The organism is Alteriqipengyuania flavescens, from assembly GCF_030406725.1.
Classification (GTDB): Bacteria; Pseudomonadota; Alphaproteobacteria; order Sphingomonadales; family Sphingomonadaceae; genus Alteriqipengyuania_B; species Alteriqipengyuania_B flavescens.
In genome coordinates this window covers 2,573,609-2,592,286 of record NZ_CP129107.1, presented here as the reverse complement: position 1 = coordinate 2,592,286, position 18,678 = coordinate 2,573,609, and the positions used below count along the sequence as shown (strand labels likewise).

General features: G+C 65.5%; 18 protein-coding genes. 9 read left to right on the top strand and 9 right to left on the bottom strand.

What is annotated here, in order from left to right; translation table 11 throughout:
* Positions 1–41 precede the first annotated feature (41 nt).
* The gene (locus QQW98_RS13195) at positions 42–1,229 is read left to right on the top strand and encodes a type III PLP-dependent enzyme domain-containing protein (RefSeq protein ID WP_290135388.1); all 1,188 of its coding nucleotides are present in this window, start codon (positions 42–44) and stop codon (positions 1,227–1,229) included.
* Here QQW98_RS13195 and QQW98_RS13190 read toward each other — a convergent pair whose 3' ends face one another.
* The 5 genes from QQW98_RS13190 to murI form a co-directional block, all read right to left on the bottom strand.
* Positions 1,230–2,003: a hypothetical protein gene (locus tag QQW98_RS13190; RefSeq protein WP_290135387.1), complete on the bottom strand. Its 774-nt coding sequence runs from the start codon at positions 2,001–2,003 to the stop codon at positions 1,230–1,232.
* Complete coding sequence (locus tag QQW98_RS13185; RefSeq protein ID WP_290135386.1) at positions 1,996–2,676, bottom strand: nitroreductase; 681 nt, start codon at positions 2,674–2,676, stop codon at positions 1,996–1,998. The genes QQW98_RS13190 and QQW98_RS13185 overlap by 8 nt, the downstream gene beginning before the upstream one ends.
* 14 nt (positions 2,677–2,690) lie before the next feature.
* Positions 2,691–3,854, bottom strand: coding sequence for a cell wall hydrolase (locus tag QQW98_RS13180; RefSeq protein WP_290135385.1), 1,164 nt, complete (start codon positions 3,852–3,854; stop codon positions 2,691–2,693).
* A gap of 53 nt (positions 3,855–3,907) precedes the next feature.
* Positions 3,908–5,128 (bottom strand): 5-aminolevulinate synthase, encoded by a 1,221-nt coding sequence (hemA, locus tag QQW98_RS13175; RefSeq protein ID WP_290136948.1) that lies wholly within the window; start codon positions 5,126–5,128, stop codon positions 3,908–3,910.
* A 68-nt stretch (positions 5,129–5,196) separates the two neighbouring features.
* Complete coding sequence (gene murI, locus QQW98_RS13170; protein WP_290135384.1) at positions 5,197–5,991, bottom strand: glutamate racemase; 795 nt, start codon at positions 5,989–5,991, stop codon at positions 5,197–5,199.
* Between the two features lie 101 nt (positions 5,992–6,092).
* Between murI and plsY the strand changes: the two genes are divergently transcribed.
* The 5 genes from plsY to QQW98_RS13145 all read left to right on the top strand — a co-directional run bounded on the left by plsY (position 6,093) and on the right by QQW98_RS13145 (position 11,117).
* A complete protein-coding gene (gene plsY / locus QQW98_RS13165; protein WP_290135383.1) occupies positions 6,093–6,680 on the top strand; it encodes a glycerol-3-phosphate 1-O-acyltransferase PlsY in 588 nt (195 codons plus the stop codon).
* Positions 6,677–7,786: a DNA-processing protein DprA gene (gene dprA / locus QQW98_RS13160; RefSeq protein WP_290135382.1), complete on the top strand. Its 1,110-nt coding sequence runs from the start codon at positions 6,677–6,679 to the stop codon at positions 7,784–7,786. Before plsY ends, dprA begins: the two co-directional genes overlap by 4 nt.
* Positions 7,783–8,262: a hypothetical protein gene (locus tag QQW98_RS13155; RefSeq protein WP_290135381.1), complete on the top strand. Its 480-nt coding sequence runs from the start codon at positions 7,783–7,785 to the stop codon at positions 8,260–8,262. The genes dprA and QQW98_RS13155 overlap by 4 nt, the downstream gene beginning before the upstream one ends.
* Positions 8,263–8,361: 99 nt before the next feature.
* The gene (topA, locus tag QQW98_RS13150) at positions 8,362–10,935 is read left to right on the top strand and encodes a type I DNA topoisomerase (RefSeq protein WP_290135380.1); all 2,574 of its coding nucleotides are present in this window, start codon (positions 8,362–8,364) and stop codon (positions 10,933–10,935) included.
* Positions 10,935–11,117 (top strand): hypothetical protein, encoded by a 183-nt coding sequence (locus tag QQW98_RS13145; RefSeq protein WP_290135379.1) that lies wholly within the window; start codon positions 10,935–10,937, stop codon positions 11,115–11,117. Before topA ends, QQW98_RS13145 begins: the two co-directional genes overlap by 1 nt.
* A gap of 100 nt (positions 11,118–11,217) precedes the next feature.
* On the opposite strand, the gene QQW98_RS13140 is transcribed toward QQW98_RS13145, so the two are convergent.
* The 4 genes from QQW98_RS13140 to lepB all read right to left on the bottom strand — a co-directional run bounded on the left by QQW98_RS13140 (position 11,218) and on the right by lepB (position 13,890).
* Positions 11,218–11,388: a hypothetical protein gene (locus tag QQW98_RS13140; protein WP_290135378.1), complete on the bottom strand. Its 171-nt coding sequence runs from the start codon at positions 11,386–11,388 to the stop codon at positions 11,218–11,220.
* Between the two features lie 93 nt (positions 11,389–11,481).
* Positions 11,482–12,381, bottom strand: a complete 900-nt coding sequence (era, locus tag QQW98_RS13135; protein ID WP_290135377.1) for a GTPase Era — start codon at positions 12,379–12,381, stop codon at positions 11,482–11,484.
* A gap of 4 nt (positions 12,382–12,385) precedes the next feature.
* Positions 12,386–13,060, bottom strand: a complete 675-nt coding sequence (gene rnc / locus QQW98_RS13130; protein WP_290135376.1) for a ribonuclease III — start codon at positions 13,058–13,060, stop codon at positions 12,386–12,388.
* The gene (gene lepB / locus QQW98_RS13125) at positions 13,057–13,890 is read right to left on the bottom strand and encodes a signal peptidase I (RefSeq protein WP_290135375.1); all 834 of its coding nucleotides are present in this window, start codon (positions 13,888–13,890) and stop codon (positions 13,057–13,059) included. Before lepB ends, rnc begins: the two co-directional genes overlap by 4 nt.
* A 161-nt stretch (positions 13,891–14,051) precedes the next feature.
* Here lepB and pgi point away from each other — a divergent pair, with 161 nt between their 5' ends.
* From pgi to gorA, 3 genes are all read left to right on the top strand, one after another.
* On the top strand, positions 14,052–15,554 hold the full coding sequence (pgi, locus tag QQW98_RS13120; protein ID WP_290136947.1) for a glucose-6-phosphate isomerase: 1,503 nt from the start codon (positions 14,052–14,054) through the stop codon (positions 15,552–15,554).
* A 286-nt stretch (positions 15,555–15,840) separates the two neighbouring features.
* Positions 15,841–17,232 carry a DEAD/DEAH box helicase gene (locus QQW98_RS13115; protein ID WP_290135374.1) on the top strand — a complete coding sequence of 464 codons (1,392 nt, stop codon included), beginning with the start codon at positions 15,841–15,843 and terminating at the stop codon, positions 17,230–17,232.
* 63 nt (positions 17,233–17,295) lie between these two features.
* A complete protein-coding gene (gene gorA / locus QQW98_RS13110) occupies positions 17,296–18,645 on the top strand; it encodes a glutathione-disulfide reductase (protein ID WP_290135373.1) in 1,350 nt (449 codons plus the stop codon).
* Positions 18,646–18,678 lie beyond the last annotated feature (33 nt).

The following is an 18,678-nucleotide window of genomic DNA, read 5'->3' as shown; positions in this document are numbered from 1 at the left end:
CAGCACCAAGAAACTTCACCGTTCCCTGGGGGTCCCTTGAATTGCACAGCTATCCTGACGCTCGCACTGTAGTCCGCGATCTTTCGCCGGACGAACCGCTGATCCTCAATCGCCCGCACGCTGCCCGGCGCGCTGCCCGTTTCTTCGTCGAGAAGTTTCCGGGCAAGTCGCTCTATGCCGTGAAGGCCAATCCCTCGCCCGACCTGCTAAAGGTGCTGTGGGACGGCGGGATCACGCATTACGACGTCGCTTCCATCGCGGAAGTCCGCATGGTGCGCCAGACGCTGCCCGACGCAGTGCTGTGCTTCATGCATCCGATCAAGACCGAGCGCGCCATCGAAGAGGCGTATTTCGAGCATGGCTGCAAGACCTTCAGCCTCGACAGTGTCGAGGAGCTGGAGAAGATCCGCCGTGCCACTAAGGACGCGGGCGACCTGCGCCTGTGCGTCCGCCTGCGCGTGTCGTCCGAATATGCGGAGCTGTCGCTGGCATCGAAATTTGGCGTGGAGCAGGCCGACGCCGCAGCACTTCTGCAGGCGACCCGCCAGGTCGCCGACTGGCTGGGCGTATGTTTCCACGTCGGCAGCCAGGCGATGACGCCCTTCGCTTATGTCCAGGCGCTCGACCGCGCGCGCGCCGCCATCGCGGAAGCCAGCGTCGTTATCGACATGATCGATGTCGGCGGCGGTTTCCCGAGCGTCTATCCCGGCATGGAGCCCCCGCCGCTGGAGGATTACTTCCGGCTGATCCACCAGCACTTCTACGCGCTGCCGATCGCCTACAACGCGGAACTGTGGTGCGAGCCCGGCCGCGCGCTGTGCGCCGAATACAACTCGCTGGTGGTGCGCGTGGAGAAGCGCCGCGGCGAAGAGCTGTACATCAACGACGGCGCCTATGGCGCGTTGTTCGATGCCGCGCACGTCGACTGGCGTTTCCCGGTTCGCGCGCTGGAGGACGACCTGTTCGGAGCCGATGCGGACTTCGCCTTCTACGGCCCGACCTGCGACGATGCGGACTACATGCAGGGTCCGTTCCCGCTGCCGGAAGACATCCAGGCAGGGGACTATATCGAGATCGGCATGCTGGGCGCATACGGCGCGGCGATGCGGACCGACTTCAACGGCTTCGGCCGGGCGCAGCCGGTCGAGGTGACCGACGAGCCGATGGCCAGCCTCTACCGCGGCGACCGCGAGCGGCCCGAAGCGGACAACGTGGTCAGCCTGAGGTAGCTAGAACGGCGCCGCCTTGCGCAGTTTCAGCGGGGTTTCCGCGCGGCGCAGGGCGGCCAGCACCTGTTTCTCGAACCCGTCCGGTTCCATCGTCACGATCTTGCTGTGCGCGCAGGCGACATGGCGGCAGTCGCTCCAGCGCTGCGCGATGTTTCTTGCCCACGCGCGGAAATCGTCCACCGCACCCTCGCGCTTTTCGAGCGAGAGCGGGATGGTCGGGTGGAAGTCCAGCCGCCCGCTCATCGGCAGCAGGCTGGCGGGAAAGGGAAGGTCGGTGCAGCTGAGCGTGTCGTCGACATGCAGTGTCTGCGATGCTGGGTGGTAGGCCAGAACCGACCCGGCATGGATGTGCTCGCTGGAGCAGACGAGGCGAATGCCGTCCGGCACACTGAATTCGAGGCAATCGGCAAACAGTGCCTGGCACTCTTCGCTGTTCGTCGTTTCCGCTTCCCACGGCAGGTCGGGGTATTTCTCCTTGTGCCGGTCCAGCCCGTAGAGTTTCGCGTCGGGGAATTGCCTGTGCGCAGCCTCGCAATGCAGCGTGTGGAAGGGGTGCACATTGACGATCGCTTCGATCTTCCTGCCCCCGTCCGTCAGCTTGCGCACTTGCTCCAGCACGCGGGGCGGCAGCGTATAGCTGTCGAGCATGACGAAACCGCCGCCGGGCCGCTCGATCAAGGAAGCCTGCGTGCCCAGATCGACCACGCCAGCCAGCTTCAGCTCGCCGCGGATGCTCCAGAACCCGTTGCCCAGGTCCACCAGTTTCTCAGTCATCGCCAAACCCCGTAAAAGTTGCCGCTTCGCCCACGCTTTTGCGTTCGCTGACGACTGCGTTGGCAGGGAAATCCTCGTCCGGCCAGCCCATCGCGACGGCCTTCATGATTACCTGGTCGTCCGGAATGCCGGCATGTTCGCGCACGACCGGGCTTTGCATGATACCTTGTGAGTTGATGACGCAGCCCAGCCCGCGGCTCCACGCGGCGTTGACGAGCGCGGTGGTGACGGCGCCGCAATCGAAAGCGGTGTCGTCGCTGCCGGACAATTCGCGGTCGTAGGTCACGATCACGCAGACCGGCGCGTCGAACTGGCGGAAGCCGCGCAGCACCCAGTCCTGCCGCGCGTTCTTGTCGTCACGCGCGATGCCCATTGCGCCGAACAATTGCTTGGCTACGCCGACCTGCCGTTCGCGGTGGACGCCCGCGAAAGGCTCGCCGCGGCGGAACTCGCGGCTGTCGGGCACGCCGGCGAGGATGTTCTCGGTGTTGCCCTTGCGAATGCGGTCAAGCGGCTCGCCGGTGATGACATGGAAATGCCACGGCTGCGTGTTCATCGAGGTCGGGGAGCGCAGGGCGAGCGTCAGTATCTCCTCGATCAGCGCGCGCGGCACCGGCTTGTCGAGATAGCCGCGAATGGACCGGCGGCCGAGGACGACGTCGTCGTAGTTCAATTGGCGTCTCCAGATTAGTTGCGCGCGCGCGGCAGGCAGCGGGCGCGGTCCACCCCGGCATAGGTCGTGCAGTCGAAATAGACCACCGCCGGATTGCCCGCTCGCGGCGCCAGGTAGCTGAAGCTGAGGCTACGGCGTGCCTCGCGCCCAAGCGGTAGGGCGGAAGGGATCGCGCTGCCATCGGTCCAGCCATAGACTTGGCAATAGCTGTCGCCGGGGCACAGCGCTTCGGCACGGGCCGTAAGCGATGCAGGGTCTTCGCTGCCGCTCAGAGCAAGGAAATGCGCCCCCGGACCCGCGGCGATCGTGCCTTCCACGCGCTTGTCGGAGCGGATCGTGACGATTGGCTGGCGCGGTGCTTCCGATGCTGGCAGCTCGGCGACAGAAATCTCAGTCTCGCTCGCCCGCGTCAGACTGGCGATCGTCGGCTCCCCGCCCGTGTAGCGGGCCGAGAGTGCGCGCGGTCCGCCCCAGTAGCCGCGCCAGCGGAAGAACAGGTGCGTGTCGACCTGCGCCACCTTGTCGAGCTTGTCGCTCCACCACGGATAGACCCAGTCGGTGTGGTAATGCGTGGCATTGCCGACGCGGCCGAACACGCTGCCGCCCAGCATCTCGGCGGCGCGCTTGCGCGATATGGCCCAGTAGCCGTCCGAATAGCGGCGGCTGAGCGATCCGTCGCACGTAAAGGTAAACTGGCAGCCGGTGCGGCGCTGCGATCCTTCGAAAACCACTCCGCAAACCGTGTTCGGGAAGGCCGGGTGGCGCACGCGGTTAAGCACGACCTGCATGACCGCGCGCTGGCCGGCATCGTCGCTGCCGGCTTCCGCCATGGCCGCAAGGGCAAGGCACTCGGTCGCCCGGGCGCGCGAGGCGGCATCGCCGGCGAAGGCGAAGGGCGGCGCGGGGCCAAGCGGACCATCAATAAAGGGCACGGCATCGTTACGCTGGCGCGCGGTTTTCGGCGCGAGTTCGCTGTCGTCGTCCGCCAGCGCGGTATCGGTTGCGGGCAGGCTGGCGAGGGGCGGGGGCGTGCCGCTTGTCGCCGCCTGTTCGGCTGCGCGCTCCTCCGGCTGCGCGCCGAACAGCGCTAGGCCCGCGAAAGCAGCCAGCAGGATCGCCGATACGCCGTAAAGCGGTGCGTTGTCGCGGAATGTGGTGCTGGCAGTTTGCTCGGACATCGCCGGTCAGCCTATCGCGGCACGCCTGCGGATTCCATCGCCTGCGAAAGCGATCAGGCCGCCTGGCGCAGTTCCAGTTCAAGCCGGTCCCACACTTCGACCAGGGCATCGGTCAGCTCGCGCATCATTGCATCGGTGTGCATCGGGCCGGGGGTGAAACGCAGGCGCTCCGTCCCGCGCGGCACGGTCGGGAAATTGATCGGCTGCACGTAAGCGCCGTACTCGGCGAGCAGGATATCGCTGATCCGCTTCGCCTTCACCGGATCGCCGACAAGAAGCGGGATGATATGCGTTTTGCTCGGCATGACGGGCAGGCCGGCCTCTCTCATCATCGCCTTCAGCGTGGCGGCATTGGCCTGCTGCGCGTCGCGCTCCTCGCTCGATTCCTTCAGGTGCTTCACCGCCGCCAGCACGCCTGCGACCAGTACGGGGCTGAGCGAGGTTGTGAAGATGAAACCGGGGGCATAGCTGCGGATGCAGTCGATCACCTTGGCGCTGGTGGCGACATAGCCGCCCATCACGCCGAACGCCTTGCCTAGCGTGCCTTCGATGATGTCGATCCGCCGTGCGGCATCGTCACGCTCCGAAATGCCGCCGCCGCGCTGGCCGTACATGCCGACCGCGTGGACTTCGTCGATATAGGTGAGGGCGTTGTATTTCTCTGCCAGGTCGCAGATTTCGTGGAGCGGCGCGACGTCGCCGTCCATCGAATAGACGCTCTCGAACGCGATGAGCTTGGGGCAGTCCTCGTCCTCTGCGGCGAGGAGTTTTTCGAGGTGCGCCATGTCGTTGTGGCGGAAGACGCGCTTCTCGCAGCCGGAATTGCGGATCCCCGCGATCATGCTGGCGTGGTTGAGCTCGTCGGAGAAAATGACGCAGCCGGGCAGCAGGCGGGCGAGGGTGGACAGCGTCGCGTCGTTCGACACGTATCCGCTGGTAAACAGCAGCGCGGCTTCCTTGCCGTGAAGGTCGGCCAGTTCAGCCTCAAGCTCCACGTGCAGGTGCGTGTTGCCGCCGATGTTGCGGGTGCCGCCGCTGCCGGCGCCGACATCGTGCAGCGCCTCTTCCATCGCCGCGATCACCTTGGGGTGCTGTCCCATGGCGAGGTAATCGTTGGAGCACCACACCGTGATCGGCTTGGGCCCGTTGTGGCCGTGGAAGCAGCGCGCGTTGGGATAGGCGCCCTTGTTGCGCATGATATCGATGAAGACGCGGTAGCGGCCTTCCTCGTGCAGGCGGTCGATCGCCTGGTCGAAAATCTGGTCGTAGTTCATCACGGCGGAGCCGCATCTAATCGCGGGAGACGCGATTTTCCACCGCGATCTTTGCGAGCGATTCGCAGTTAGAAGCGTTCGATCCGTTCGAGACCATAGGGTGCAAGTGCCGCGGGCAGCGCGGCAAGCCCCTCGGGCTCACCCGTCACCACCGCGAAATCCGGCTGCGAGCGGGCGAATTCCTGCCCTTGCGTCAAATGCGCGACCCTGCGCGCGATACCTTCCCCGCCGTTTACGAAAGCCACTTCGCTGCCGAAAGCCGTGCGCAGTTCGTCCTCCACCAGCGGGAAATGTGTGCAGGCGAGCACCACGGTGTCGATGTCCCCGCCACCCGGCTGGCTCCGCAGTCCGGACACAGCTTCGGCATAGACTGCATCGGAGGGGCGCCCCCCGCGCAGCTTCGTCTCCGCCGCGGCAACGAGGGCAGGAGCTGCGTGGCGGATCAGCCGGTGGCCGTTGCCGTATTCGGCCTCCAAATTGTCGACATAGGCCTGCCGTATCGTGGCCGCCGTGCCGAGCAGGCCTATGCTGCCGGATTTCGTCAACGCCGCCGCTGGCTTGATGGCGGGCACCGTGCCCACGATCGGCAGGTCGAGCGCCGTACGCACCGCGGCCAGCGCAATCGTGCTCGCCGTGTTGCAGGCGATCACGACGAGGCGCGGGCGGTACCGCTCCACCATCCGGCCGAGCAGCGCGGGCACGCGCGCAGCGATCTCCTCCTCGGTCTTCTCGCCATAGGGCAAGGCGGCGTAATCGGCGGCGTAAACCACCGGCGCGTGGGCCATCAGCGCCCGGATCTCGCGCAGGACCGACAGGCCGCCGAGGCCGCTGTCGAGGATCAGGATGGGGGAAGATGGGTCCAAGGTGGTCTTTTCCGCCGGGTGCGCGCTTGTCGAAGCCCCGTCTTTTCCATTACCGCCGCAAAAGCAAGTGCAGCCCCGCGCACCGGCGGGGGACGGAGGTCATGGTGGAAGTATTTCTCGCATTCCTGATCGGTTACGCCTCGGGCTCGATCCCCTTCGGCCTGCTGCTGACGAAGATGTCCGGCGGGGAGGACCTGCGCAAGGTCGGCAGCGGAAACATCGGTGCCACCAACGTGCTGCGCACCGGCAATAAGGGGCTGGCCGCGGCGACCCTGCTGCTCGACCTGCTTAAAGGCCTGCTACCGGTGGTGTTGGCCGGGCAGCTGTGGGGGCAGGAAGCGATGGCCTTTGCCGCCGCCGGGGCCGTGGTCGGCCATTGCTACCCCGTCTGGCTGGGCTTCAAGGGCGGCAAGGGCGTGGCGACCAACGCCGGCGTCGCCTTCGGTCTGGCCTCGCAGATCGGCCTGGTCTACGCTCTGGTCTGGCTCAGCATCCTCGCGATCTTCCGCATCTCCAGCCTTGCCGGGATGAGCGCGGTTGTGGCCGCCGCCGCTGCTGCGCCGCTGTTCGGCTTTCCGCAGTTCTTCCCCGTGCTGGCCGCCATCGCGGTGCTGATCATCTACCTCCACCGCGAGAATATCGGCCGCCTGACACGGGGCGAGGAACCCAGGGTCGGCGGCAAGAAGTGACGCTCTCCCAGGACGAGGCGTTCGCCCGGATCCGGCTGCTGCGATCGCCCAACATCGGCCCGGTCAGCTATGCGCAGCTGCTGCGCCGTTTCGGCACGGCGGCAGAGGCGATCGCGGCACTGCCCGATCTCGCCAAGCGCGGCGGGCGCGCCTATCGCGCGGCGCCGGAAGCGAAGATCGAGGCAGAGGTCGCAGCGACGCGCCGGGCCGGGGCGAAGTACCTCTTCCACGACCAGCCGGACTATCCGCGACTGCTGGCCGAAACACCGGGCGCGCCGCCCATCGTCACCTGGCGCGGCGACCTGTCGCTGGCCGCGCGGCCCTGCGTCGCGATGGTCGGTGCGCGCAACGCCAGCGCCGCCGCGGTCAAGTTGTCGCGCGATTTCGCGCGGGCGCTGGCCGATGCGGGCTTCACCGTGGTTTCCGGCCTTGCTCGGGGGATCGACGGGGCTGCGCACGAAGGAGCGCTGCCGGCGACCATCGGAGTGATCGCCAGCGGCATCGACATCGCCTATCCGCCACAGCACGCCGAGCTGCAGGAGCGGATCGCCAGCGAGGGGCTGCTGATCGCAGAGCAACCCCCGGGCACGGAGCCGCGCGGCAGCCACTTTCCCAGCCGCAACCGCATTATCGCAGGGCTCGCCGCAGGTACGCTGGTGGTGGAAGCTGCGCCCAAGTCAGGCAGCCTGATCACCGCTCGGCTGGCGGGTGAGGCAGGGCGGGAGGTCATGGCGATCCCCGGCAGCCCGCTGGAAGCGCGCAGCACGGGCTGCAACCACCTCATTCGCGAAGGCGCGGTGCTAGTGCAGGCGCCCGAGGACGTGATCGAACTCCTCAGCAGTTTCGACGGAACCCCGCGCAGCACCTTCCGCGAGCCCGTGGAGCAGCACTTCGACTTCGCTGGAATGGACGGCGAGGATTTCGAGGATGCGGAGCCAGCGGATATCGCCAGCCTCCTCACCACCGCGCCGGTGGCGGTGGACGAACTCATCCGCCAGTCCGGGACAAGCGCGGCGGCGGTGCAAATGGCGCTGCTGGAGCTGGAGATTGCCGGGCTGTTGGAGCGCCACGCGGCGGGGCGGGTGAGTGTTAAGGGATTGAAATGAAGAGCGAAGAAGAATTCATTCCGTCCGGCAAGAGTCTGGCGCTAGCAACACTTATCGCACCGGCTGTGGCCGCAATACTCTTAGCGCTCGGTCAGCCTCTGTACTCAGGCTTAGATTATCTCGAACGTGTATGGCGGACTGCGATTGACTTTGCGGCGTTCGCCTATGTTCTCACTCTAACTCTTGGCGTTCCCGCACTTCTTCTCTTGTATCGAAGGGTAAGGTTCAATGCCGTCAATTGCGCCTTAACTGGTGCAGCGATTGCGGCGCTCCCGTGGATCATTCTTAGCATGTTTGGTCCAGCGGCAGATACAGCTCGCGTCGGCGGCCGCGCAACGGTTTTAAATGGTGTGAGAACAGCTTACGGACATTGGCTCGAACTGCAGTTTATCGGAATTATTGCGATAGTGGGAGGCGTTGCTGGTTTCCTTTTCTGGGGAATAACTATTGCCATAGATCGACGCACAAAAGCGTAGCCCGAGGTTGCACGCTAATCCCGCTTGACGACCCGCGAAGCGCGACCCCACCTTCGCGCGTATACGCATACACACACGTAAGGGACTGCCCCCACACCCATGCAACTTGTCATCGTCGAATCGCCCGCCAAGGCGAAGACCATCGAGAAATACCTCGGCAAGGACTTCAAGGTCCTCGCCTCCTACGGCCACGTCCGCGACCTGCCGCCCAAGGACGGCAGCGTGCGACCGGACGAGGATTTCGCGATGGACTGGGAAGTCTATGCCGACCAGCGCAACCGCGCGCAGGTGAAGGCGATTGCCGATGCGGCGAAGAAAGCCGACCGCCTCGTCCTCGCCACCGACCCCGACCGCGAAGGGGAAGCGATCAGCTGGCATGTCCAGGAGCTGTTGAAGAAGCGCAAGGCGCTGCCCGCCGATGTCGACCGGGTGACGTTCAACGCCATCACCAAGACGGCCGTGCTCGATGCCATGAAGCACCCGCGCGGGATCGATCACGACCTCGTCGACGCCTATCTCGGTCGGCGCGCGCTCGATTACCTGTTCGGCTTCACGCTCAGCCCCGTATTGTGGCGCAAGCTGCCCGGCGCGAAGAGCGCGGGCCGCGTGCAATCGGTCGCCCTGCGCCTGATCGTTGATCGCGAGCGCGAGATCGAAGCCTTCCGGGCGGAGGAATACTGGAACGTCGTCGCGAAGCTGGAGCAGGGCGGGTCGGAATTCGACGCGCGGCTGGTCCAGTTCGAAGGCAAGAAGCTCGGCAAGATGGACCTGGGCGAGGAAGGCATCGCGACTCGCGCGAAAGCTGCGGTGGAAGCCGGCGCGTTCAAGGTCGTGGGCGTCGAAACCAAGCCGCTGACGCGCAACCCGGCGCCGCCGTTCACCACCTCGACACTGCAGCAGGAAGCCGCCCGCAAGCTGGGCTTTTCGGCCAGCCACACGATGCGCTGCGCCCAATCGCTGTACGAGGCGGGCGCGATCACCTACATGCGGACCGACGGCGTGCAGATGGACGCCGGCGCGGTCAGCGATCTGCGCAAGGCCATCAGCGATCGCTACGACGGATCGTTCCTCCCCGAAAAACCGCGCTTTTACAAGACGAAGGCCAAAAACACTCAGGAAGCCCACGAAGCGATCCGGCCGACCAATTTCAGCCGCGACAAGGCGGGTTCGGGCGACGAAGGGCGGCTTTACGACCTCATCTTCAAGCGCGCGATGGCGAGCCAGATGGCCGCCGCGCGGCTCGAGCGGACTACCGTGACGCTCGAGGAAGGCACCGGCATGCACGCGCTGCGTGCCACCGGGCAGGTGGTGAAGTTCCCCGGCTTCCTCGCCGTCTACCAGGAAGGCTTCGACGACCGCGACGATGACGAGGAAGGCCTGTTGCCCGCTATCCGCGAAGGCGATGCGCCCGCGAAGAAGGGCGTCGAGGCGACGCAGCACTTCACCCAGCCCCCGCCGCGCTTTGCCGAAGCGAGCCTTGTCAAACGGCTGGAGGAGCTAGGCATCGGTCGCCCGTCCACCTACGCCAGCACGATCCAGACGTTGCGCGATCGCGACTATGTCCGGATGGAGAAAAACCGGTTCTTCGCCGAGGATTCGGGCCGTCTCCTGACATCGTTTCTCGAACGGTTCTTCCCGCGTTATGTCGCGTACGATTTCACCGCCGGCATGGAAGACGAGCTGGACGAAGTCTCGGGCGGCCGGGCCGATTACAAGGCCTTGCTCGACGCGTTCTGGAAGGACTTCAAGCCCGTCACCGACCACGTGATGGAACAGCAGCCATCCGAAGTGACGGCGGAGCTGGACGAATTCCTGTCCGACTACCTCTTCCCGCCCACCGCCGACGGGTCCGATCCGCGGGCCTGTCCGCGCTGCATCGCCGAGGGGCGCGAGGGCGGGCGGCTGTCGCTGCGCGGCGGTCGCTTCGGGGCCTTCATCGCCTGCGACAATTACCCGGAGTGCAATTTCCGCCGCAAGTTCGGCCAGCCGGGCGCCGATGGCGAGGCCGAGGATGCGGTCATGGGGCAGGATCCCGAATCCGGCCTGCCGGTGGAGCGCAAGACCGGGCGCTTCGGGCCCTACGTGCAGCTGGGCGAGGGCAAGGAGGCCAAGCGCGCCTCGATTCCCAAGGACATCGACGATTTCGACTTGGAATGGGCCCTGAAATTGCTGAGCCTGCCGCGTATCGTCGGTGCCCATCCGGAAACCGGCAAGGAAATCGAAGCAGCCATAGGGCGTTACGGCCCGTACCTGCGCCACGATGGCAAATACGGGAAGCTGTCGAACACGCGCGAAGTGTTCGAAGTCGGGATGAACCGTGCGGTCGACATCCTCGCCCAGGCGGCCAATCGCAAGGGTGGCGGCCGCCAGAAGGCGGAGCCGATCAAGACGTTCGGCAAGCACCCGACCAGCGAAGGCGAAATGAAAGTGATGCCGGGCCGTTATGGCCCCTATGTCACCGACGGCTCGACCAATGCGACCATCCCGAAGGACATGAAGCCAGAGGACGTGACCGAGGCGCAGGCGATCGAACTGATCGATGCGCGCGCCGCCAAGGGGCCCGCCAAAAAGAAGGCTCGCAAGAAGGCCGCGCCGAAGAAGAAGGCGACCGCGAAAAAGGCGCCGGCGAAGAAGGCAACTGCCAAGAAGACGCCAGCGAAGAAGGCCGACTGATGGCGAAGGAGCGCTTCGAGCGGCACAAGCAGCCGTGGAATGCCGACGAGGCGGCCCAGCTCAGGCTGCTGGCGGGCAAGGGGCAGGGCCTCAAGCAGATCGCCAAGGCGCTTGGCCGGAGCGAGGAATCGACGAAGGATTTCGCCAAGAAGAACAAGATCGGCATCGCCAAGAAACGTTAGGTCGCGTCGTCCCTCGCGACAGCGCACGTGAGGGTATGCTCCCCTCGCCGCTACGATGCCGGGTCGCGCAGCGTGCGCACCCGGCATCGCGGCTTGCCGATCAGTACGGCAGGGGGATGTAGCTCGGCGTCGGTTGCGGCACGCCATTCGGCCAGAAAGTGCTGCCGTCCCATTCGCCGTTCGGAAAACGCTCTGCCAGTTCGGAGATGATGTCGCCTGCGCCGTTGACGGCAGCAAGTTCGAGTGCGTCGAGATCACGGATATTCTGCATAAAAGCCTCCTTTTGTCGGAGACCCATGGATAGTGCCGGGCGCTTGTCCACGCGATCCGACAGGCGGGCTACTGCCTTTGTGCCAGCCGGACCTTACTGCACCCAGTCCAGCCCGAGATCCTCGTAGAATTCACGCTTTTCTTCCCAGCCTTCTTCGGCCTTCACGTGAAGGAACAGGTGGACCTTGCGCCCCAGGATTTCGGACAGTTCCTTGCGCGCAGCCTCGCCGATGGCCTTGATCTGGCTGCCGCCCTTGCCGAGTACGATGGCCTTCTGACCGTCGCGCTCGACAACGATCTGCTGGCGGATATCCACGCTTCCATCGGCGCGCTCGGTATAGGCCTCGTGCCGGACTGCCGCGTCGTAGGGCAGCTCGTCGCGCAGTTGCAGGTAGAGCTGCTCGCGGGTGACTTCCGCGGCCAGCAGCCGTTCGCTGGCGTCGGACACCTGGTCTTCTGGATAAAGCCACGGCCCATCCGGCATCAGCGCGGCGAGGTGGTCCTTCAGTTCCGGCACGCCGTCACCGGTCAGGGCCGAGACGAAGAAAATCTCCGCGAAATCGCCTTTCTCGTCCAGCTCCTGCGCCAGCGCCAGCATCGGCTCCTTCACCGCCTTGTCGACCTTGTTGATCGCCAGCAGCTTGCGCTCCGGCCGGTCTTTCAGCTTCTCCAGCAGCGGTTCGAGCTCGTGCCGGCGCTGCTTGATCGGATCGACCATCAGCAGGATCGCATCGGCACTGTTCGTACCTTCCCACGCCGCGTTGACCATCGCCCGGTCGAGCCGGCGGCGAGGGGCGAAAATGCCGGGCGTGTCGGCGAGGACGATCTGCGTGTCGCCATGCAGCGCAATGCCGAGTATCCGCGCACGCGTCGTCTGCGCCTTGGGGCTGGTAATTGCGACCTTCTGGCCGACCAGCTGGTTCACCAGCGTGGACTTGCCCGCATTGGGGGCGCCGATCACGGCGACGACGCCGCATTTGTTCTGATCTGTCATCAACTCAGCCATATCGTTTCATGAAGGCCCGCGCGGCGGCGGTTTCGGCGTCCTGCTTGCTGCTGGCGGTGGCCTCCGCCTCGCCCACCTTGTTCACCGATACGCGCACGGTGAACTGAGCGCTGTGATCCGGCCCGCTGCGGTCGAGGACGGTGTATTCGGGCGGGCGGCGGCGGTTGGCGGCGGCCCATTCCTGCAGGGCGGACTTGGGGTGTTTCGCGCGGCCCGCATCGCTTTCCACCGCGTCGCCCCATTCGCGGCGAACGAAATCGCGCGCGACGTCGAACCCGTGTTCGAGCAGCGCGGCGCCCAGCATCGCTTCCATCACGTCGCCCAGGATGTTGTCGCTACCCGCCCCGCCATCCTCGCGCGCCTGCTTGCCCAGCCGGACGTGGTCGGCCACCCCGATCCGGCGGGCGACGGTCGCGCACATGCGGCGCGAGACGAGCGCATTGAGACGCTGGGCCAGTTCCCCCTCGGCTGCGCTTTCGAGGTCGTAGAGCCACCGGGCGATCGAGAGGCCCAGCACCCGGTCGCCGACGAACTCCAGTCGCTCGTAATTGCGCTGCGCATCGGCGCTGCCGTGAGTCAGGGCGGCGGCCCACAGGTCGTTGTCCTGTGGGTGAAGCCCGAGATCTTCGAGCCATCGGATGGTTTCGGGAGGGAGCGTCCCGGTCATACCCCGTCGCCGATGCGGCCCCAACGCGCGGCACTGAACCAGGTCCACGGCAGGAACCAATTGGCCGAACCGTCGGTGGAAAAGGCGATCGCGCTGGCCCGGCCGACGAGATACTGCTGGTCGACGATACCGATGCCTCCCTGTGCGACCGCCGGGAAGCGGCTGTCCTGCGAATTGTCGCGATTGTCACCCATGGCGAAGAAATGGCCTTCCGGCACCACGAAGACGCGGGTCGAATCCTGCGGGGTCTGCGCCAGGTCGAGTACGTTGTAGCTGCGCCCGCCCGGCAGCGTCTCGCGATACTGCTTGTAGCGGCAGCCTTGCCCACCGCCGGTCAAAGGCACCGTTTCGGCGAGCGGGTGGCAGGTCGTGTTGTCGGACAGGGGAATAACGAAATCCTCGATCCGGCGCTTCTCGACCGCCTCGCCATTGATGAACAGGCGCCCAGCTTCCATCTGGATCTGGTCGCCCGGCACGCCGATCACGCGCTTGATGTAATCGGACTTGTCGACCGGGTGTTTGAACACCGCCACGTCGCCGCGTTCGGGATCGCTGGCAAGGATGCGGCCGGGGATGACGGGCGCGTTCCACGGCATCGAATAACGCGTGTAGCCATAGGGCCATTTGGACACGAACAGGTAATCGCCCTTCCACAGCGTCGGCAGCATGGATTCGCTGGGAATGGTGAAGGGTGCGAACAGGAAGCTGCGGAAGATCAGCACCGCCAGTACCAGCTTGACCACGAACAGCCAGAACGGCCCTTCTTTCCTGGCCTTCTTCTCGTCCGTCGCGGGTGCCTTTTCGGCGGTCTCTGCAGTCGTTTCGCTCATCGTCGCCCTGTTGTTTGCCGCGCCGCGTACAGTCAAGGCAAATGCGCATAGGAATTCGCGCGCGCCCAAGCCTCTGCCGCCCTTGCAATAGGCGCAGGGGAGGGTAGGCGCACGGAATACGAAATGGCCATCCGACGAGGAACGACACGGTGAGCGATGCAATGCAGGCGGCATGGACCGCCCTCGAAAACCTCCCCACGCGCACGCTGAAGGAACTGTTTGCGAGCAGCAACCGGCTCGATTTGCTGTCGCACCGGCTCGAATGGGATGGCGGGGGGATCACTTTCGACTGGTCCAAGACCCATCTCGACGAGGCATTGCTCGAAGGGTTCGAGAAGCTGGCCGAAGCCGCGGATTTCGAGGCCCACCGCCAGGCGCTGCTGACCGGAGAGGTCGTCAACGTCACGGAAGGCCGCGCCGCGACACATACCGCGCAGCGCGGTGTCGGTGCGGAGGCCGACGTGGAGGAGGCCCAGGCGCTCCACCACCGGATGCGGGCGCTGGTCGAGGCCATCAACGGCGGCGCAATGGGCGAGGTAAAGCACTGCATCCACATCGGCATCGGCGGCAGCGCATTGGGCCCGGCGATGGCCTTGCGCGCGCTCGCCTGGGACGTCGCGATGGTCGATTGCCACGTGGTCTCCAACATCGACGGCGTCGCGCTGGAAGCGGCAATGGAAGCGTGCGACCCGGCGACAACGATCGTCGCGGTGGCCAGCAAGACCTTCACCACGACCGAGACGATGACCAACGCCGCCAGCGCCATCAAGTGGCTGCGCGATGGCGGAGTATCCGATCCGCATGGCCGCGTGGTGGCGCTGACCGCCAGCCCGGAAAAGGCGGTCGAATTCGGCGTCGACGAGACGCGCGTCCTGCCATTCCCCGAAAGCGTGGGCGGGCGCTATTCGCTGTGGTCGAGCATCGGTTTCCCGGTGGCGCTAGCCGTGGGATACGAGGAATTCGCCGCCATGCTCGCCGGCGCGCGCGCGATGGACGAGCATTTCCGCGATGCCGACGGCCGGGCCAACCTGCCGCTGCGCGCGGCCTTTGCAGACCAGTACTACACCCGCCTACGCGGCTGCCAGACGCGAGCGTGCTTCGCCTATGACGAGCGGCTGGCGCTGCTGCCCGACTATCTCCAGCAACTCGAAATGGAGAGCAACGGCAAGGCTGTGACTGCGGGTGGTGAGCCCGTGAATGGGGCGACCGCGCCGATCACCTGGGGCGGGGTGGGCACCGATGCGCAGCACGCGGTGTTTCAGCTTCTCCACCAGGGCACGAACCTTGTCCCGGTGGACTTCATCGCCAGCATCGAAGCGGGCGACGAACTGGACGAGGCGCACCACCGCACGCTGCTGATGAACTGCTTTGCCCAGGGCGCCGCGCTGATGGCCGGCCAGCAAAGCGACGACCCGGCGCGCAGCTATCCCGGCGACCGGCCCAGCGCGACGATGCTGTGCGACGATCTCGACGCAGCCACCGTCGGCGCACTGATCGCCTTCCACGAACACCGCACCTTCGCCAATGCCGTGCTGATGGGGATCAACCCCTTCGACCAGTTCGGCGTCGAACTGGGCAAGGCCATCGCCAAGTCTCTCGACAACGGCGATGCGGAATTCGACCCCAGCACCGCAGCGCTGATGCAGGCGGCGGGGCTGGGGTGAAGTCGGGAGCCTGATCCAGAACACTCGTGGCGACATTGACATTGTGCGCCGCAGCATCCACATGGCCCACATCGAGGCGCCTGGCAGCGTGAACTGGCGGTAGCAAACTCTACCGCCCCGGCCGCAGCCTCGGTCACTTTTCACAGACTTCCCTTTTCACGCGGGCGGTTCCTTCGGGTCCCCGCGAAAAAATCACTTTCGTGGGTGCTTATTACCCCCGCGCCGTGCGACGATTCCGTCGGGAATCCGTCCGCGCGCCGCATCTATTGCAGGCTTACCACGCACCATGACCAAGACATTCGACCAGCTCGGGCTTTCGCAGCCCGTGCTCCAGGCCCTCGACATGCAGGGCTACACCAAACCCACCCCGATCCAGGAACAGGCGATCCCGCTCGTCCTCAAAGGTCGCGACCTGATGGGGATCGCCCAGACCGGGACCGGCAAGACCGCCGCTTTCATGCTGCCGAGCATCGACCGCCTGCGCGAGGCGGACAACCAGACGCCGTTCAAGTCCTGCCGCCTGCTGATCCTGGCCCCCACGCGCGAGCTTGCCGGCCAGATCGCCAAGAGCGCCAAGGATTACGGCGCGATGGCCGGCCTGAAAGTCGATTCGATCGTCGGCGGCACCTCGGTAAACAAGGACCGCAACAAGCTGCACCGCGGCACCGACATCCTCGTCGCGACGCCGGGCCGCCTGCTCGACCTGATCGACCAGAAAGCCTTCAAGCTCGACAAGGTCGAAACGCTGATCCTCGACGAGGCGGACCAGATGCTCGATCTCGGCTTCATCCATGCGCTCAAGAAGATCGCGCAGCTGGTGCCGAAGGACCGGCAGACGCTGATGTTCAGCGCCACCATGCCGAAATCGATCAAGGACCTTGCCAGCCAGTACCTGCGCAACCCCGCGCAGGTCTCCGTCGCGCCGCAGGCCACCACGGCAGAACGCGTCGACCAGTTCGCCATGCTGGTGAACCAGGACGAAAAGCAGGCGCTGCTCGGCATGATCCTGTCGGGCCGCTACCCGGTCGAAGGGGATATCGACCTCGTGCTGATCTTCACCCGCACCAAGCACGGCGCGGACCGTGTGGTGAAGAAGCTGGCGCAGGACGGCATCAAGGCGAACGCCATCCACGGCAACAAGAGCCAGCCGCAGCGCCTGCGCGCGCTGGACGAGTTCCGGCGCGGCAAGGTGCCCGTGCTGGTGGCTACCGACGTTGCCGCACGCGGGATCGACATTCCGGGTGTCAGTCACGTCATCAATTTCGAGCTGCCGAACGTGTCGGAGCAATACGTCCACCGCATCGGCCGCACCGCGCGCGCCGGGCGTGACGGTGTTGCGATCAGCTTCTGCGCCGAGGACGAGCGTTACTACCTCAAGGACATCCAGAAGCTCACCGGGGTCACGCTGACCCGCCTGCCGCTGCCGGACAATTTCCGCGCCGTGGTGGAACAGGGCGAGCCCGTGAAGCCCAAGGGGCCGAGCGGCAAGCAGAAGCGGCCCAAGGTCACGCCGCGCGGTGCCTCTGCCCGTGGTCCGAAGCAGGGCGGCGGCGCCAAGGTCGGCGGCGGCGGGAATCGCCACCGCAGGGCGGCTCGCGCGGGGGCAACCGGCGCGGGCAGGGCAGCGGCGGCCGCGGCCCGGTATCAAACCCGGCACGGGGCAGTCGGGGCTAATTAGCCGCAACCGGTTGGAAACTCCTGTCGAAGCGGCCATATCGGCGCGCGTTCAACAGGAGTTTCCATGGCCGATTATGACTACGACCTCTTCACCATCGGCGGCGGATCGGGCGGCGTGCGCGCCAGCCGGGTGGCCGCAGCGCACGGCGCCAAGGTGGCCCTGGCAGAGGAATACCGGGTCGGCGGCACCTGCGTGATCCGCGGCTGTGTGCCGAAGAAGATGCTCGTCTACGGCGCGCATTTTGCGGAGGATCTCGAGGACTGCCAGCGCTTCGGCTGGGAAATCGGCGAGCGCAAGTTCGACTGGAAGACGCTGCGCGACAATGTCCTGGAAGAAGTGAAACGCATTGAGGGTGCCTACACCGACGCGCTGCAAAACCACGATGTCGAGATCTTCCACGAACGCGCCCAACTGACCGGCGAGCACGAAATCACCCTCGCCAGCGGCAAGGTCGTGACGGCGAAGACGATCCTGATCGCCACCGGTGCGCGCCCGCGCATGCCCGAATGCCAGGGCGCGGAATACGCGATCAGCAGCAACGAAGCCTTCCACCTCGACGAACTTCCGAAGAAAGTGATTATCGCCGGCGGCGGCTATATCGCCAACGAATTTGCGGGCATCTACAACGAGTTCGGCTGCGACGTGCATATCGTCAACCGCGGCGACCGCTTGCTGCGCAGCTATGACGAAGCGGTGCGCGACCGGTTGCTGCAGATCAGCACGATGAAAGGCATCAATTTCCGCTTCAACACCACCTTCGAATACATCAAGCCCTGCGACGAGGGCGGCTATTTCGTGAAGCTGTCCGACTGCGACGAGGAAAAGGCAGACCTTGTCCTGTTCGCCGTGGGACGCATTCCGAACACCGAGGGGCTGGGCCTCGATAAGGCGGGCGTCGAACTGGGCGCAGGCGGCGAGGTCAAGGTCGACCGCTTCAGCAAGACCAACGTCGATCACATCTATGCAGTCGGCGACGTGACCGATCGCGTCCAGCTGACCCCGGTCGCCATCCGCGAAGGCCAGGCCTTCGCCGATACAGTTTTTGGCAAGGGCGACCCGGTGGCGGTGGACCACGGTTGCATCCCCAGCGCCGTCTTCAGCCACCCGCCCATCGCCGCGGTCGGCATGACGGAGGGCGAGGCGAAGAACAAGCTGGGCAGCGTGAAGGTCTACCTGTCCGATTTCCGCCCGATGAAGAACGTGCTGGCGGGCCGTAACGAACGCAGCCTGATGAAAATGATCTGCGACGGCGACAGCGGCAAGATTGTGGGCATCCACATGATCGCGCCCGATGCGCCGGAGATGATGCAGGCCGCCGCCATCGCGGTGAAAGCCGGTCTGACCAAGGCCGATTTCGACGCGACCACCGCGATCCACCCGACGATGGCGGAAGAGCTGGTGCTGATGAAATAGCCGCGCGTTTAATCGCACGATTAAATCCGTTGA

Bases quoted from the DNA above. Each gene is read 5' to 3' on its own strand.
- QQW98_RS13140 (WP_290135378.1), bottom strand. From the start codon at position 11,388: ATGCAGAATATCCGTGATCTCGACGCACTCGAACTTGCTGCCGTCAAC.
- era (WP_290135377.1), bottom strand. From the start codon at position 12,381: ATGACAGATCAGAACAAATGCGGCGTCGTCGCCGTGATCGGCGCCCCC.
- hemA (WP_290136948.1), bottom strand. From the start codon at position 5,128: ATGAACTACGACCAGATTTTCGACCAGGCGATCGACCGCCTGCACGAG.
- QQW98_RS13155 (WP_290135381.1), top strand. From the start codon at position 7,783: ATGAAGAGCGAAGAAGAATTCATTCCGTCCGGCAAGAGTCTGGCGCTA.
- topA (WP_290135380.1), top strand. From the start codon at position 8,362: ATGCAACTTGTCATCGTCGAATCGCCCGCCAAGGCGAAGACCATCGAG.
- gorA (WP_290135373.1), top strand. From the start codon at position 17,296: ATGGCCGATTATGACTACGACCTCTTCACCATCGGCGGCGGATCGGGC.
- plsY (WP_290135383.1), top strand. From the start codon at position 6,093: ATGGTGGAAGTATTTCTCGCATTCCTGATCGGTTACGCCTCGGGCTCG.
- QQW98_RS13180 (WP_290135385.1), bottom strand. From the start codon at position 3,854: ATGTCCGAGCAAACTGCCAGCACCACATTCCGCGACAACGCACCGCTT.
- lepB (WP_290135375.1), bottom strand. From the start codon at position 13,890: ATGAGCGAAACGACTGCAGAGACCGCCGAAAAGGCACCCGCGACGGAC.
- QQW98_RS13145 (WP_290135379.1), top strand. From the start codon at position 10,935: ATGGCGAAGGAGCGCTTCGAGCGGCACAAGCAGCCGTGGAATGCCGAC.
- rnc (WP_290135376.1), bottom strand. From the start codon at position 13,060: ATGACCGGGACGCTCCCTCCCGAAACCATCCGATGGCTCGAAGATCTC.
- pgi (WP_290136947.1), top strand. From the start codon at position 14,052: ATGCAGGCGGCATGGACCGCCCTCGAAAACCTCCCCACGCGCACGCTG.
- QQW98_RS13190 (WP_290135387.1), bottom strand. From the start codon at position 2,003: ATGACTGAGAAACTGGTGGACCTGGGCAACGGGTTCTGGAGCATCCGC.
- QQW98_RS13115 (WP_290135374.1), top strand. From the start codon at position 15,841: ATGACCAAGACATTCGACCAGCTCGGGCTTTCGCAGCCCGTGCTCCAG.